Origin of the sequence: Faecalibacterium sp. An192 (assembly GCF_002160175.1) — a bacterium.
Classification (GTDB): Bacteria; Bacillota; Clostridia; order Oscillospirales; family Ruminococcaceae; genus Faecalibacterium.
The window spans coordinates 71,603-85,927 of record NZ_NFKB01000007.1; the positions used below are offsets into that span (position 1 = coordinate 71,603).

General features: G+C 57.5%; 13 protein-coding genes. 1 reads left to right on the plus strand and 12 read right to left on the minus strand.

Translation table 11 applies throughout. The features are described from left to right. Positions 1-10: 10 nt before the first annotated feature. From B5F27_RS03970 to B5F27_RS04000, 7 genes are all read right to left on the minus strand, one after another. Positions 11-1,489, minus strand: a complete 1,479-nt coding sequence (locus B5F27_RS03970; RefSeq protein ID WP_087364856.1) for a DNA methylase — start codon at positions 1,487-1,489, stop codon at positions 11-13. Between the two features lie 18 nt (positions 1,490-1,507). Beyond that, positions 1,508-1,819, minus strand: a complete 312-nt coding sequence (locus B5F27_RS03975) for a hypothetical protein (RefSeq protein WP_087364858.1) — start codon at positions 1,817-1,819, stop codon at positions 1,508-1,510. A 253-nt stretch (positions 1,820-2,072) separates the two neighbouring features. Continuing rightward, positions 2,073-3,077 (minus strand): GGGtGRT protein, encoded by a 1,005-nt coding sequence (locus B5F27_RS03980; protein WP_087246597.1) that lies wholly within the window; start codon positions 3,075-3,077, stop codon positions 2,073-2,075. A gap of 14 nt (positions 3,078-3,091) precedes the next feature. Continuing rightward, positions 3,092-3,784: a hypothetical protein gene (locus B5F27_RS03985; RefSeq protein ID WP_087246556.1), complete on the minus strand. Its 693-nt coding sequence runs from the start codon at positions 3,782-3,784 to the stop codon at positions 3,092-3,094. 474 nt (positions 3,785-4,258) lie between these two features. Then, entirely contained in the window at positions 4,259-5,056 is a 798-nt protein-coding gene (locus B5F27_RS03990) for a DUF4097 family beta strand repeat-containing protein (protein ID WP_158098186.1), read from the minus strand. Between the two features lie 347 nt (positions 5,057-5,403). Next, positions 5,404-6,549, minus strand: coding sequence for a glycerate kinase (locus B5F27_RS03995; RefSeq protein WP_087364865.1), 1,146 nt, complete (start codon positions 6,547-6,549; stop codon positions 5,404-5,406). A gap of 116 nt (positions 6,550-6,665) precedes the next feature. Next, positions 6,666-7,988 carry a Sapep family Mn(2+)-dependent dipeptidase gene (locus tag B5F27_RS04000; RefSeq protein WP_158098187.1) on the minus strand — a complete coding sequence of 441 codons (1,323 nt, stop codon included), beginning with the start codon at positions 7,986-7,988 and terminating at the stop codon, positions 6,666-6,668. 202 nt (positions 7,989-8,190) lie between these two features. On the opposite strand from B5F27_RS04000, the gene yfcC reads away from it, so the two are divergent. Then, the gene (gene yfcC / locus B5F27_RS04005; protein ID WP_087364872.1) at positions 8,191-9,708 is read left to right on the plus strand and encodes a putative basic amino acid antiporter YfcC; all 1,518 of its coding nucleotides are present in this window, start codon (positions 8,191-8,193) and stop codon (positions 9,706-9,708) included. Between the two features lie 610 nt (positions 9,709-10,318). On the opposite strand, the gene B5F27_RS04010 is transcribed toward yfcC, so the two are convergent. The 5 genes from B5F27_RS04010 to B5F27_RS04030 form a co-directional block, all read right to left on the minus strand. After that, positions 10,319-11,701: a site-specific integrase gene (locus B5F27_RS04010; RefSeq protein WP_087364874.1), complete on the minus strand. Its 1,383-nt coding sequence runs from the start codon at positions 11,699-11,701 to the stop codon at positions 10,319-10,321. Beyond that, on the minus strand, positions 11,701-12,594 hold the full coding sequence (locus B5F27_RS04015) for a helix-turn-helix domain-containing protein (protein WP_158098188.1): 894 nt from the start codon (positions 12,592-12,594) through the stop codon (positions 11,701-11,703). The genes B5F27_RS04010 and B5F27_RS04015 overlap by 1 nt, the downstream gene beginning before the upstream one ends. A 126-nt stretch (positions 12,595-12,720) precedes the next feature. Then, the gene (locus tag B5F27_RS04020; RefSeq protein ID WP_343214627.1) at positions 12,721-12,948 is read right to left on the minus strand and encodes a helix-turn-helix domain-containing protein; all 228 of its coding nucleotides are present in this window, start codon (positions 12,946-12,948) and stop codon (positions 12,721-12,723) included. Positions 12,949-12,978: 30 nt separating this feature from the next. Further along, entirely contained in the window at positions 12,979-13,359 is a 381-nt protein-coding gene (locus B5F27_RS04025; protein WP_242962065.1) for a type II toxin-antitoxin system PemK/MazF family toxin, read from the minus strand. A 542-nt stretch (positions 13,360-13,901) separates the two neighbouring features. Beyond that, complete coding sequence (locus B5F27_RS04030; protein ID WP_087364877.1) at positions 13,902-14,186, minus strand: helix-turn-helix transcriptional regulator; 285 nt, start codon at positions 14,184-14,186, stop codon at positions 13,902-13,904. Positions 14,187-14,325: the final 139 nt, after the last annotated feature.

A 14,325-nucleotide genomic window follows, 5' to 3' on the forward strand; every position in this document is an offset into this window, starting at 1 on the left:
TCTTCCCCTCTCATTCTGCCTTGTGGCCCCCAATCCGGCCGTTCCGGTCCCGCATGGTGGCCCCTTCCAGGTAGTTGGTGCCCTTCAAAATGGCGTTCTTGCCGAACTTCTTTTTCAGGCCCAGCATGGTCTCCTGGAGGCTCTTTTCCTTTTCCAGCTTGGAGGTATCGGTGAAAAAGTCGGTCTGGAAAATCCCCTGATCCTTCACCACCCGGTTGGCCGTCAGGGTCAGCCGCCGGACCGTCAAATGAGGGTTGACGATCTGGTCAAACAGGTTCAGGACCGCCTCGCTGAGCTGGCTGCCCAGGTTGCTGGGGGCGTCCAGCCGGGTGCTGCCGTGGGCGGGCTTGGGCAGGCTGCGTCCATACCGGTCCACCTGCACCGGCCCCCGATAGCGGCCGGTATCGCAGTTTTCCCGGTCGTAGCCGATATCCAGCGTGAGCCCGTCGGTGACCAGGCCCTTGTCGGTCAGCTGGTAGACCATGCTGTCCACCATCTCCTGCACCACGATGCGGGCCTTTTCGCAGGGGTACGGGCAGGACAGCACCTGCCCTTCGCACAGGCTGTTGGACTCAGGGCGGTAGGCGTTGATCTCCTTCATGCCGCAGGGTTCCAGGCCCCAGGCGTGGTCGATGAGGATTTCCGCATTGATCCCGAACTCCTGAAACAGCACCTCCTCGCACTGGATGCTGGCCCGGGCCAGCTCTCCCATGGTGTGGATGCCGTGTTTTTCCAGGCGGCGCACCGTGCCGGGGCCCACCTGCCAGAAATCGGTCAAAGGCTTATGGTCCCACAGCAGATACCGGAAGGACTCCTCATCCAGCCGGGCAATCCGCACCCCGTCCTTGTCGGGGGCGGCGTGTTTGGCGGTGATGTCCATGGCCAGCTTGGCCAGATAGAGGTTGGTTCCGATTCCCGCCGTGGCGGTGATGCCGGTGGTGTACAGCACCTCCCGGATCATGGTTTTGGCCAGCTCGTGGGCGGTCATCTTGTAGTGGTCCAGATAGGGGGTGGCGTCGATGAACACCTCATCAATGGAGTAGACCACCATGTCCTCGGGGGCCACATATTTCAGGTAGATGCCATAGACCTGCCGGGACACCTTCTCATAATAGGCCATCCGGGGCGGGGCCACCAGATAGGAAATTTCCAGGGCCGGGTCTTTGGCCAGGGCGCCGGCGTCGTAAGAGGGCTCGGACAGGCAGTATCTCCCCTCTTTCCGCGGGGCGGCGCCGCTGCGGATGGCGGCCCGCAGCCGGGCGGCATTGGCCTCCCGGACCTTCTGCACCACCTCGAACAGCCGCGCCCGGCCAGGGATGCCCAGGGCTTTCAGGGAGGGCGACACCGCCAGGCAGATGGTCTTTTCGGTGCGGCTGGCGTCCGCCACCACCAGGTTGGTGGTGAGAGGGTCCAACCCCCGGGCGGCGCACTCCGCCGAGGCATAATAGCTTTTCAGGTCGATGGCAAGGTATGTGCGCTGTTTCGGCATCCAAACTCCCCTCTTTGATTAGACCGTTTTCTCCACAAACCACCGGCCCAGCCGACCGGTGAACCGCGGGTCAATGTGCTCGAAAAACAGCAGTTTCTCTTTGCCCTGGATCAGGACGGTGAAGCAATCCCCCGGCAGGCTGCTGCCCGCCATTCCCGCCGGGCGGAAATCCCGCACCTGTTCAATGGGAAAGGTGCGGCCGTCCGCCCAGGTGATGGAAACCGGCTGCATATAGCCGGTGGAGTCGAACTCCGAAGTCACCTTCACATAGACCCGCCGGGTGCGGGGCCGGCCCGAAGCTTCTGCGGTGTAAGGGCGCCTGGTTTCCATCAAGATCACCTTCCCAAACTCTGTATCCGCCCACAAAATGGATTCTGTCTCTATGGTATCACGTCTATGATTGGTTGTCAATGTTATATTGAGAACAACTATTTGTTTTGGCATATTTTCAACATCTGTTCCCGGATGGGGCTGGCCCCGCAAACAAAAAACGTGCCGATGACCTCCAAAGGGAAATCATCGGCACGTTCTATTTTAAGCTTTGCCCGGGGGGACTTGTCCCCCGCAGGGTTCAGGCCTGGGATCAGTCGTTCTTGGTTGCCTCAGAAACAGCGACAGCCACAGCGACGGTAGCGCCAACCATCGGGTTGTTGCCCATGCCCAGGAAGCCCATCATCTCGACGTGAGCGGGAACCGAGCTGGAGCCGGCGAACTGAGCGTCCGAGTGCATACGGCCCATGGTATCGGTCATGCCGTAGGAAGCGGGGCCAGCTGCCATGTTGTCGGGGTGCAGGGTACGGCCCGTGCCGCCGCCCGAAGCCACCGAGAAGTACTTCTTGCCCTGCTCGATGCACTCCTTCTTGTAAGTGCCGGCGACAGGATGCTGGAAGCGGGTGGGGTTGGTGGAGTTGCCGGTGATGGACACGTCCACCTTCTCCAGGTGCATGATGGCGACGCCCTCACGGACATCGTCGGCGCCGTAGCAGCGCACAGCTGCGCGCTCGCCCTTGGAGTAGGGAATCTCGCGGACGATGTTGACCTTGCCGGTGGCGTAGTCAAACTGGGTCTGCACGTAGGTGAAGCCGTTGATGCGGGAGATGATCTGTGCAGCATCCTTGCCCAGACCGTTCAGGATAACCCGCAGGGGCTTGGTACGGGACTTGTTGGCATTCTTCACGATGCCGATGGCGCCCTCAGCAGCAGCGAAAGACTCGTGGCCGGCCAGGAAGGCGAAGCACTCGGTCTCGTCGCGCAGCAGCATGGCTGCCAGGTTGCCGTGGCCCAGGCCGACCTTGCGGTCATCGGCCACAGAGCCGGGGATGCAGAAAGCCTGCAGGCCGATGCCGATGGCCTCGGCAGCCTCGGGAGCAGTCTTGCAGCCCTTCTTGATGGCGATAGCGGCGCCGACGGTGTAAGCCCAGCCGGCGTTCTCGAATGCGATGGGCTGGATCTCCTTCACGATCTTGTAGGGATCGAAGCCCTTGGAGGTGCAAATTTCCTTCGCCTGCTCCACCGACTCAATGCCGTACTCGTGCAGAACGGCGTTGATGTGGTCGATGCGGCGTTCATAACTTTCAAACAGTGCCATTTTCATCCGCCCCTTTATTCCACTCTGGGATCAATGTACTTGACTGCGTCTGCAAACTGTCCATACACGCCCTTGGCCTTCTCAACTGCCTCAGCAGCGTCCACGCCCTTCTTCAGTGCGTCGGTCAGCTTGCCCAGGTTCAAGAACTCGTATCCGATGATCTCATTGTTCTCGTTCAGGGCCAGCCGGGTCACATAGCCCTCGGCCATCTCCAGGTAACGGGAACCCTTCAGCTTGGTGCCGAACATGGTGCCCACCTGGCTGCGCAGGCCCTTGCCCAGGTCCTCCAGGCTGGCGCCGACGGGCAGGCCGCCCTCAGAGAAAGCGGTCTGGGTGCGGCCGTAGACGATCTGCAGGAACAGCTCACGCATAGCCACGTTGATGGCGTCGCAGACCAGGTCGGTGTTCAGGGCCTCCAGAATGGTCTTGCCGGGCAGAATCTCGGAAGCCATTGCTGCAGAGTGGGTCATGCCGGAGCAGCCCAGGGTCTCCACCAGAGCCTCCTCGATGACGCCGTCCTTGACGTTCAGGGTCAGCTTGCAGGCGCCCTGCTGGGGGGCACACCAGCCCACACCATGAGTCAGACCGGAAATGTCCTTGATTTCCTTGGCCTGCACCCATTTACCCTCTTCGGGGATGGGAGCGGGGCCGTGATATGCACCCTTCGTAACCGGGCACATATGCTCTACTTCGGTGGAATAGATCATAATATTACCTCCTTTTTTCAATGATGCCCTCCCGACGGCAAAACGCCTTGGCTCAGAGCAAAAAAGCTGACGGTTCCGCAGGCATCCTAAGCTTGCAGAAGTCGTCAGCTTACAATAAGCAAAGCACTTTAGGCATTCGCCACGTGAGAACTTCATTCCCGACCTGATTATAGCACATGTTCCCGGGTGATGCAACCCTCCTTTTTTCGATTTCTTTTTGGATCCGGCCCCGGGCCGTCATCTTTCATCGAGCGTTCGCGGATTCACAGGGGTTTCACACGATAAATTTTTGACAATTTTTTTGAATTCCCCTGCCTCGGCCGGTCCGGGAGGGCCCGGACAGCGGGCGGGAACCGGCCTTCGGGGCGGTTTTCCGGGCGCAAAACGCCGCGGCGGGCGGGGCTTTTCTTACCTTAAAAGAAAAGCGCCGGCTTCAAAAACCAGCGCTTTTGTTTTTGTCAAACCGAACCCGGGTTACGGCCGGGAAACGGTTCCGCTGCTCCAGTTGAAGATGCCCGCCTCACTGGAATAGGAGGCCTTCACATTCTTGTAAGAAGTAGAACCCAGGGCAGACTGGACGATGAGTTCATGGGCCGTCACATCTTCCAGGGAAACGCTGCCCACAACGTTGCTCACCGTCAGCTGTCCGGAGGCGGTGACGTTCTTGACCACCACGCCGCCGACGGCGCCGTCGATCTCAGCGTTCCCAATCTGGGAGTCGCGCACAGTGACCTGACCGACAGCGCTGGCGGTGTTCAGCTGATCCGCCTGGATGCCGCTGAGCTCCACCGTGTTGACAGCGGCTTCCGCCGTCAGCTGGGAAGCCTTCACCCCCTCCACCGAAAGGGTCCCCACCGCCAACGCCACCGAGAGTTCCTGGTACTGCTTTTGGGGCAGGGTGATGACCAGATCATGGTCGGGCCGTCCGGAAACGGTTTTGCCGTCCATCCTAATCTTAAACAGGGATATGTTTTTCCCCTCAAATTCCTCCGTCGTTGTATGGATGCTCAGCAGGCCATCCTCCACCGAAATGGTGTAGAGGGGCTTTTCGGTGGTGTCGGCGTAGTCCACCGTGATGTGGTCGGTGTCGGCGGTGCGGATGGTGACATTGGAGATCGCATCCTCCACGCTGATCCGGTCGATCTGCTGGGCCGTCTGGAACTGACGGGCCACAAGGTCGGCGTTTTCTTCTGTCGGGGGCGCAGCAAAACCGCACAGCAGGCCGGCGCAAAGCAGGCCGCAAAGAACTCTGGATACCCATTTTGTTTTCATAGACATGATACTTCCTTTCTGATTTTGAAACCTTTTCCGGCCACGCCTCCCCGGGGGCCTTTGTTATTATTTAAGCACCCCGGCAGTACCCTTGCAACCTTTTTGCCGCGAAAGGCAGGAAACCGGCGGCCAACGGCGGATCCCGGCGCACAGGGCCGAACCGCTATAGACGCCGTCCCGATTCCGGCGGTCATCGGGCCAGAGGGCCGCCGGGGCGGAGTAAGCAGGATATTCCATAGCGTTCCAAAGGCCCGGGCGGCATCCCCCTGCCCTTCTGAATACAGCAAGACCTCCCGCAGCAGGTTTCATTCTGCCGCAGGAGGTCTTTTTTCATGGTCTGAATCTTTTTACCGTCCCCGCAGTTCCATGCCGCAGCGGACGGAACGAAGCAGCCGGCAGGCGGCGTCCAGGTAGAGGTCCTCGCTGTGAGCCATGGCGTCCTCCAGGCTCATGACGCCGCTGACGGTGGTTTCCACGCTGCAGATGCCATGGCGGTAGATCTCCTCATAGCCGGCCAGCAGGCCGCCCACAATCGCCACCGCCGGAACCCCGGCGCGCTTGCAGCGCTCGCCCACGCCGGCGGGCACCTTGCCAAAAGAGGACTGCCAGTCCATCCGGCCCTCGCCGGTGATGACCAGGTCTGCGCCTTCCAGCTTTTGGTCGAAGTGGATCAGGTCCAGCACCGTCTCAATGCCCGGCCTGCGCTGGGCGCCCAAAAAGGCCATCAGGGCAAAGCCCAGCCCGCCGGCGGCGCCGGCGCCGGGCTGAAAGGCGGCGCTGACGCCGGTCACCTGTTCTGCCAGGGCGGCGTAGCGGCTCATTCCCCGTTCCAGCTGTTCCATCATGGCGGGGTCGGCCCCCTTCTGAGGGCCAAAGGTATGGCTGGCGCCGCTGGGGCCCAGCAGCGGATTGGTCACATCGCACATCACCGTAAAGGCGGTCTGGGCGGCGGCGGGATGCAGGCCGCTCAGGTCAATGGTCTGCACCCGGGCCAGGTCGGCCCCGCAGCCTTCCAGCGGCTCCCCCTGTTCGTCCAGAAACCGCACACCCAGAGCCGCCAGGGCCCCCATGCCGCCATCGTTGGTGGCGCTGCCCCCCACCGCAATGGTGATGTCCCGGATGCCCCGTTCCAGGGCGTCCCGGATCAGCTGGCCGGTGCCATAGCTGGTGGCCCGCATGGGGTTGCGCTGTTCCGTGGGCACCAGAGGCAGGCCCGAGGCCTGGGCCATCTCGATGATGGCCCGACCGCCGGGCAGCCGGCCATAGGATGCCTGCACCGGCGCGCCCATGGGGCCCCGGACTTCCACCGTCCGGACGCTTCCCTGCAGCTCGGCCACCATGGCCTCCATGGTCCCCTCTCCGCCGTCGGCCACCAGCATCCCCTCGGTGACCGCCTGGGGAAACACCTGTCCCACCGCCTTCTCCAGCAGCTGGACAATGCGCTGTGAGGTCAGGGACCCTTTGAATGAATCCGATGCAAGCAAGATTTTCATTGCGGTTTTGCCTCCTCTGTCAAATCAGCCCGGCCGCATCGGTCAGGCGGTCTGCTCCGCAGAGCAGGCCCTCCAACCGGGCGTGTCGGTTTCTTTTTGCGGTGATTCCGAGCCGGTCAGCCCTCCAGCACCAGAGAGGAGAAGGCGCGGCGGTACACTTCGGCTGCCTCCAGCAGCTTTTCGATGGACATCCGCTCGTTGGGCTGGTGCTCGGTGGTGGGGCTGTGGGGCATATTGGCGCCGAAGGCCACGCAGTTGTCAAAGGCCCGGGCGAAGGTGGCTCCGGCCGAGATATAGGGCTCGGTCTCGGCGTCCCCGGTGACTTCCCGGTAAGCCTGGAGCAATTTGGACACCAGCGGGCTGTCCAGGGGGACATGAATGGGGCGCAGCCAGTCAAATTCCTCCACCGTCAGGTGATAGGATGCGGCCTTTTCCCGGACAATCGCCAGGATTTCCTCTTTCTCCCGGGTTACCGGCAGCCGCAGGTCCAGGGACAGGACCGCGCCCTTTTCATTCAGCGCAAACTTGCCCAGATTGACGGTGACCGGCCCGGAGAAGTCGGACAAATCCCCATCGGTGAAGCCCTCAAACCGGAACTTTCCATCCAGCACATCGCAGGCAAAGGCGACGGCGTCATGGGTGAAGCCGGCCCTGCGGAGGGCCCGCAGCAAATTCAGGTTGGCGCTGACCCCTTTCCAGGGGTTTTTGGCGTGGGCGGTGATGCCCTCGGCCGAAACCTGGGTTTCGGTGCAGTGGAACGGAAGGCCCAGGTCCCCGAGCGCCTGTTCCACAGCGGCATTCCGGGGGCACTCGGCGTGGGAGGAGACGGCGTTCATGCTGTCGCCGCCCTGGCAGGGCAGGGCGAACGGCGCATCCGACTTCAGCTGCAGCTGCAGCAGGCCCTTTTCCGCGTAGGTCAGGGGGAAGGTGGAGTCAGGCACAAAGCCGCTGACCGGCTTTTCCTCCCGGTCGCAGTAGGCGTGGATGGAATCCCACATGGTTTCCTCGTCGATGCCGAAGATGAACCGCACCCGCTTGTTCAGGGTGCGGCCCTCATCCAGCAGGGATTTCAGGGCATAGACGGCGGCCACGCTGGGCCCCTTGTCGTCCTGGGTGCCCCGGCCGCACAGCCAGTCCCCCTGGACCACAGGACAGAAGGGGTCGTGATCCCAGCCGTCCTCCTGCCGGGCCTGCACCACATCCAGGTGGCACAGCACCCCAAAGAGTTCCCCTTCCCCGATTTCGGCGTAGCCATACATCCCGTCGGGGGCCTTGAAGGTGCGGAACCCCAGCTCCGCCATCATGGACAAGGCCGCGTCCAGACAGTGATCCACGGCGGGGCCGAAGGGATATTCGCTGCTCTCGGAAAAGACCGACGGAATCTCCACCAGCCGGCTGACGGCGGCGACGATTTCGTCCTGGTATTTACGCATCATCATACTGTGACTCCTGTGGCAAAAACTTGTTTTATACGGCACATACAGAGCCATTATAGCGGGCTCGGGCCGCATTTTCAATTATTTTCCGATTTCACATTGCATTTTTTTGCATTTTACGTTACTATAGGGAAGTGTGTGTCGCGGTGTACCGAAAAAAACAGGGCATGCGGCGCTGAATTTTCATTCAGGGAGTGAATGTTTTTTGGAAAATCAAAAGAAAAAAGCCATCCAGATGCCGCATACCTATGTGATCATCTTTGCGGTGGTGGTGCTCTGCGCCGTGCTGACCTACCTGATCCCGGTGGGCAGCTTCCAGACGCAGGAGGTCAGCTACATGGTGGGGGACACCGAAAAGACCCGCACCGTCATTGCGGCGGACAGCTTCGCCTACCAGCTGGACGAGGCCGGCAACCGGGTGCGCAACGGCGTGGCCCTGTTCGGCACCGAGGATTTCGGCGGCCAGGGCATGCTCAACTATGTGTTTGAGGGCCTGACCTCCGGCGACAAGACCGGCAGCGCCGTGGGCATTGTGGCCTTTATCCTGGTCATCGGCGGCGCCTTCGGCATTGTCATGCGGACCGGCGCGGTGGATGCCGGCATCCACGCCATGATCCGCAAAACCAAAGGCCGGGAAATCGTCCTGATTCCGGTGCTGTTCACCCTGTTCTCTCTGGGCGGAGCGGTCTTCGGCATGGGCGAAGAGGCCATCCCCTTTGCCATGGTCATTGTGCCCCTGACCATCGCCATGGGCTACGACGCGGTGGTGGCCGTCTGCGTCACCTATGTGGCCACCCAGATTGGTTTCGCCACCAGCTGGATGAACCCCTTCGGCCTGGCCATTGCCCAGGGCATCGCCGGGGTGCCGGTGCTGTCCGGCGCCGGGTTCCGGATTGTGATGTGGGTGGTGTTCACCCTGGCCGGCGTCCTCTTCACCATGGTATACGCCCACAAGATCAAGAAAAATCCCCAGTCCTCCATTGCCTATGAGAGCGACGCCTACTACCGCAACCAGATGACCCAGAGCGACGCCGCTTCGGCCCCCTTCACCCTGGGGCAGGGCCTGGTGCTGCTGACCATTCTGGTCACCATCGTCTGGACCGTCTGGGGCGTGGTGGTGAAAGGCTACTACATCCCCGAAATCGCCTCCCAGTTCTTTGTGATGGGCCTGGTGTCCGGCATCATCGGATGCATCTTCAAGCTGAACGACATGCGGGCCTCGGATATCGCCTCCTCCTTCCAGAGCGGCGCCGCCGACCTGGTGGGCGCAGCGCTGGTGGTGGGCATGGCCCAGGGCATTGTGATTGTGCTGGGCGGCACCGACCCCACCACCCCCAGCGTCATGAACACCATCCTGTACACCCTGGGCAACCTGCTCAGCGGCGTGCCCGGTGTGCTGGCTGCCTGGCTCATGTATGTGTTCCAGAGCCTGTTCAACTTCGTGGTGGTCTCCGGCTCCGGCCAGGCCGCCCTCACCATGCCCATCATGGCGCCTCTGGCCGACCTGGCCGGCATCACCCGCCAGGTGGCCGTTCTGGCCTACCAGCTGGGCGACGGCCTGACCAACCTCATTGTCCCCACCTCCGGCTGCCTGCTGGGCGTCCTGGGCGTGGCCCGTCTGGAATGGGGCAAGTGGGCCAAGTTCCAGATTAAAATGCAGGGCATGCTCTTCGTGCTGTCCACCATCTTTGTGATTGTGGCCGTCATGATCGGTTTCGCCTGATCGAACTCTAAACCCCGGGCGCGGCTTTTCCGCTGAGGAAAAGCCGCGCTTTTTGTATTGCATTGTGACCGGGCGGGCGCGGGCTCTCGCATGGTCCCGGAAAACAAAAAAGCGCGGGAACCCTGACACGACGTGGTCGGTCAAGGTTTCCGCGTTTCTGCTATGTCCCTAGCGCGATTCGAACGCGCGGCCTTTCGCTTAGGAGCTACTTTTAGCAGTTCCAATCTATGTAAGTCTATTATCATCTATGACTAGATAATTCACGATAGCTAATCATTTTCACGCACATCAGTTCACAACTCTGCTCATCCGTATCCGGCTGTTTTCATCGCTGATCTTAGCTGAATTTTAGCATTTTCCAAAAAAGGTGGAAGGTGGGTTTTCCATCGCTCGCTTCTTTTAGCCTGTGCAGCAAGGCTATCCGCTGGAAACTTTTGGATGGAAGCAACTGTCTGTCCCATTCTTGAGATCACTGCAGGCGGTAGTCGTTCATCAATATTGGCGGTAGAGTAGGCGGTAGAGCAGCTTCCGCCTTATAAGAAAAGAACATACCGTCAATTTCCACTTTCGGGAAAACGGTATGTTCTTCTCTATGTAGTCCTATTTGGTTTCAGCTGATCTTGTCCAGAAGCGCTCTGAGAAGCTGCGCTGTCTGTGGGTCTCCCAGGAGTTTTGCGATCATCTCTGCATCTGTGCTGGATGCTCCGGTTTCATTTCTTCTCATGGAGTGAGGGGGTTCTTTGTGATTGTAAAAGACATCTTCAAGGAGCTGTGCATTGGTCCTTCGGTCATCGTCCAGGATGTGGGAATACTGGTCTGTGACCATCTTTGCCTGTGCGTGTCCCGAATCTCCCTGGACTGCCTTGATGTCACCGCCATTCCACTTCAGCTTATAAGTTATGCTGGAGTGCCGGAGACTGTGGAACACCACCTTTGGCAGATCGTTTTTCTCAATGAGTTCACGGAACGCCCTTGCGATGACATTTCTCTCCAGGGGAGTTCCGAAAGGACTAGCTAGCACCAGGTCATAATCGTGATATTCATCACCCAGGGCTGCCTTTGTTTGATTCTGTTCAATCTTCCATTGAACCAGCATCTTTGCCACAGTCCTCGGCAGGAACACTTTACGGGTACTGCTCGAGGTTTTGGGCTTTTTCAGAACCAGCTGGGTGGTGCCGTTCTCGACGGCAACGGGGAAGGCAAAGATCACGCCTTTGCCGTCCAGCTCTTTCATTGCTTCGCGGCTGACCCGAATCAGTTCCTTATTAATAAGTACATGCGCCTCTCCGTCCTGGATACTCTTTTCGCTGATATCAATGCAATCCCATGTCAGCCCCAGCAACTCTCCAATCCTCAAGGAACACGAAAAAGCAAGATTGATTGCCAGCTTAAGTCTTGGGTCTTCGCATAGGCTCAACGCTTTGTCGAGCGTTTCCACCGTCCAGATTTCACGTTCCTTCAGCTGTGATTCAGGTGGAGTGGCGTATGTAACAGGGTTCCGGTCCACCAGCTCCCATCGGACTGCCTGGTTGAAGCAGCTGTGCAGCAGCTTGTGAACTCTTTTGATGGTTTCAGGAGCAACCGTTCGGGAATACTTCGCGTACTTTTTATCCGTACACTTGCGTACCGCTGGCGTTGTCAGCAGAGATTGATAAAATCTTTCCAGCATTCTCGGCGTGATGTCTTTCAATTTCATCTTGCCAATCTGGGGAATGACGTAGTGCTCCAGTATTCCTACGTTTGACTCATAGGTCGATAATGCCCATTTGTTTTTGCCATAATTGGCAATGAACTCACGAACCAGATCTTCCATCGTCGCACATTTGGGCATCACCAATTTACCGATCTGCTCTCGATACTCGACCTCCGTCCGACGCTTTTTTGCTTCCTCGTAGGTTTTGTAGGTCTCCCATTTCTGCTTACGTTTCCCCTCATCGTTGGTATAGAGGTAAACCACACAGTACTTGCCTTTCCTCTGAACAATGGATGCCATCAGTTTTCACCTCTCAGTTTGCTTTGGCCCTTTCGGTCATAGAGCCAGTGAAAAATTTCTTCTCTCCGAATTCGGATTTGCCGGTTAATCGTCAGCGCTTTCAGGTCACCGGATTGAACCATGCGGTAAACCACCTTCTGCGGCAGCTCCAAAAGAATCGCCGCTTCTTTTACGGGATAGCTTGGCTTGTCCAGACGAACCTCCACAGGCTTTTCTTTTACCGAAGGAGTCTCCTTGGGAGGGCTTTCAGCTTTCACTGTTTCAGTCGGCTGTGGTTTCACTGGCTGCGAAAGCTTCTTTTCTTCTCTGGAATGCAGCCATGCTTGGAAGCTCTTTTTGGTGATGCGTTTGCGGTCGGCAACGATTACAAACTCAAACGCATTCTTGTCATTATATATAATGGTATATACTTTTTCCCGTGTGACCCCCAGCATTCTGGCCATCTCCGGCATACTGATGGTCGCATTCTCCAACTTCCGATCTTTTGCCCGATCCTCTGGGGTCCGGTATCTGCTTTGGGAAGCGTACCACTGGTCAAAAGACTGTTTGAGGACCCGTGTCCTGTAGTCTACCAGTTCTGTTTCAAAGCAGCCTTTTTTGATCAAATCATAAATGGTTGTTTCGCTTACACGCAGCAGTGCAGCCAGATCAGTAATTGAGTAAGATTTCTGTTTTAGCTGCTCCCCTGGAGGGGGGCCATTCACCTTGGAGTATTTGACCTGATTGGCATACCATTTTTCAAAGCTCTCTATCACAACGCGCATCTTTCCGTTCACTAGTACGACATCAAAGAACTCCTTTTTCAGCAGCCAATAGCTGTCCGTCTTTCCAAGGCCGAGAATCTCACGCATTTCACGAACTGGCATGGTTGTTTTTCTTGGTCCATCTGCCATTGTTTTTCCGCTCCTTTCTCGCCGTTCGATTCCGGTCAAGATTATCATACCAGTTTGGAGAGAAAAAATTTAGGATGTCAACCCCAAAACGAACCGTCCCGAGATTGGCATCCTTGGCCCAGTCACTTACTGGCACTGCCGTTCCAGCCAGGCATCAAATCCTTTTTTAGGGATACGGTATCTGCCGCCAATCTGAATCCAGTGAAATTCCCGTTTTTTCAGCAAGGCAGTCACACTTGCACGGCTCAGTACCAGCATCTGCTGCAGGTCGCTGATCGTATAGCAGCGGTTTTGTTCCCCGGCCATCGGCCTCCTGCTCTCGTTCATATTCGCGTTTTCCATCTGACGTGCCATTGTGTGTCCTCCTTTATGGTTGATAAACAGTCAGCTTTTCCATGCAAAACTTGCTTTCAGACAAGCTGAGATTCTATCCAAATCCGCTTTGGTTACTTTCCCGAGATACCCTTGGATTCGTGCCTTGTCAACCGGTCTCGGTGACTCACAAATCGCCATGGAAAGTTCCCGCAGGCAGTGACTTTTGATAAGGCAGTGGGTTGGCATAGATTCTTTTTTGATCTTGGTGGTAAGCGGTACTACCAACAGCACCGGAGAATGATAATTCCCGCTGTTGTTCTGTACTACAACTGCAGGCCGTACCCCTCCTTGTTCTGAGCCTCGGTATGGATTCAGGTCCACAAGATAAATGTCTCCGCGCTTGTAATGCCAATCCGCTTTGAGAGGACGCATCTTTTTATATTGCTTCATCCCTCATCCACTCCTTTCTTTTATATAACAGCGAACCATTCGCATGGCCGCCCTATGGTTATGAGTCAGACTTTTGCCATGATTCACACCATTATATCGGTTTCCGTACTTGTCCACGACACCCCCGGAAACACAGGCTCTCTGTCCTGTTTGGGACCCTTTCAGACGGCTGGCAGCTTACCAGCGCCATAGATTGTCGCCTCTCCGTGGTTCTCACCGAGCCGCCCGAAGGCGGAAGTCTCATCATCCTGCACCGGATCTTTGCCTTGGGAGAAGCTGTCTCCTCATTTACCTCCGGTTCCTGCTCCTACCTTTTGCTGGTGATCTTCGCATTTCCCGCGGATGGGCTCCCTGCTGCAGGGTTCGTATCTGAAAGAGTGTCTATTTACTTTTCAAGGTTCGGTTTCTTGATCTACCCATATTGTACAGGATGTTTTGTACTTTGTCGTGGCACAGTTTGTGCTAGTTTCTCGCACAAACTGTGCTAGTTTTATGGTCTGATGCTTCATTTTCATCCATACACCTTCCCAAAACGCAATCCTTCAAACAATATCCATCCTGATTTTTTCAAGCTGGTTGATGACCCGTTCCAGATCTTCTTTGACCGATCTGTACTCTTTTCCAACCACCAGGTAGTCGATACTGACCCCCAGCACTTTTGACAGCACAATGATAATCTCGATCGAGCACCCAGACAGTCCTCGCTCAATTCGGCTTATGTAATGGCTTTCTACATTGAGGACTGAAGCTAGTTCAGCCTGCGTTATGTCTCTTTCTTTTCTTAAGGCACGAACTCGGTCTCCGAACTGCTCATAATCGAATCCCATAATGACTCCTTTCTGTCTATACTACCTTGTCGAAAAACAAAAGGCCCCGGCAAGGCAGAGCCTCTGTTCTGCAACAGAAACCCTTCCTCGCCGGTGGCCTCTCATGTAATGTCTGGTTTAACACACCGGTTCTGTCAAA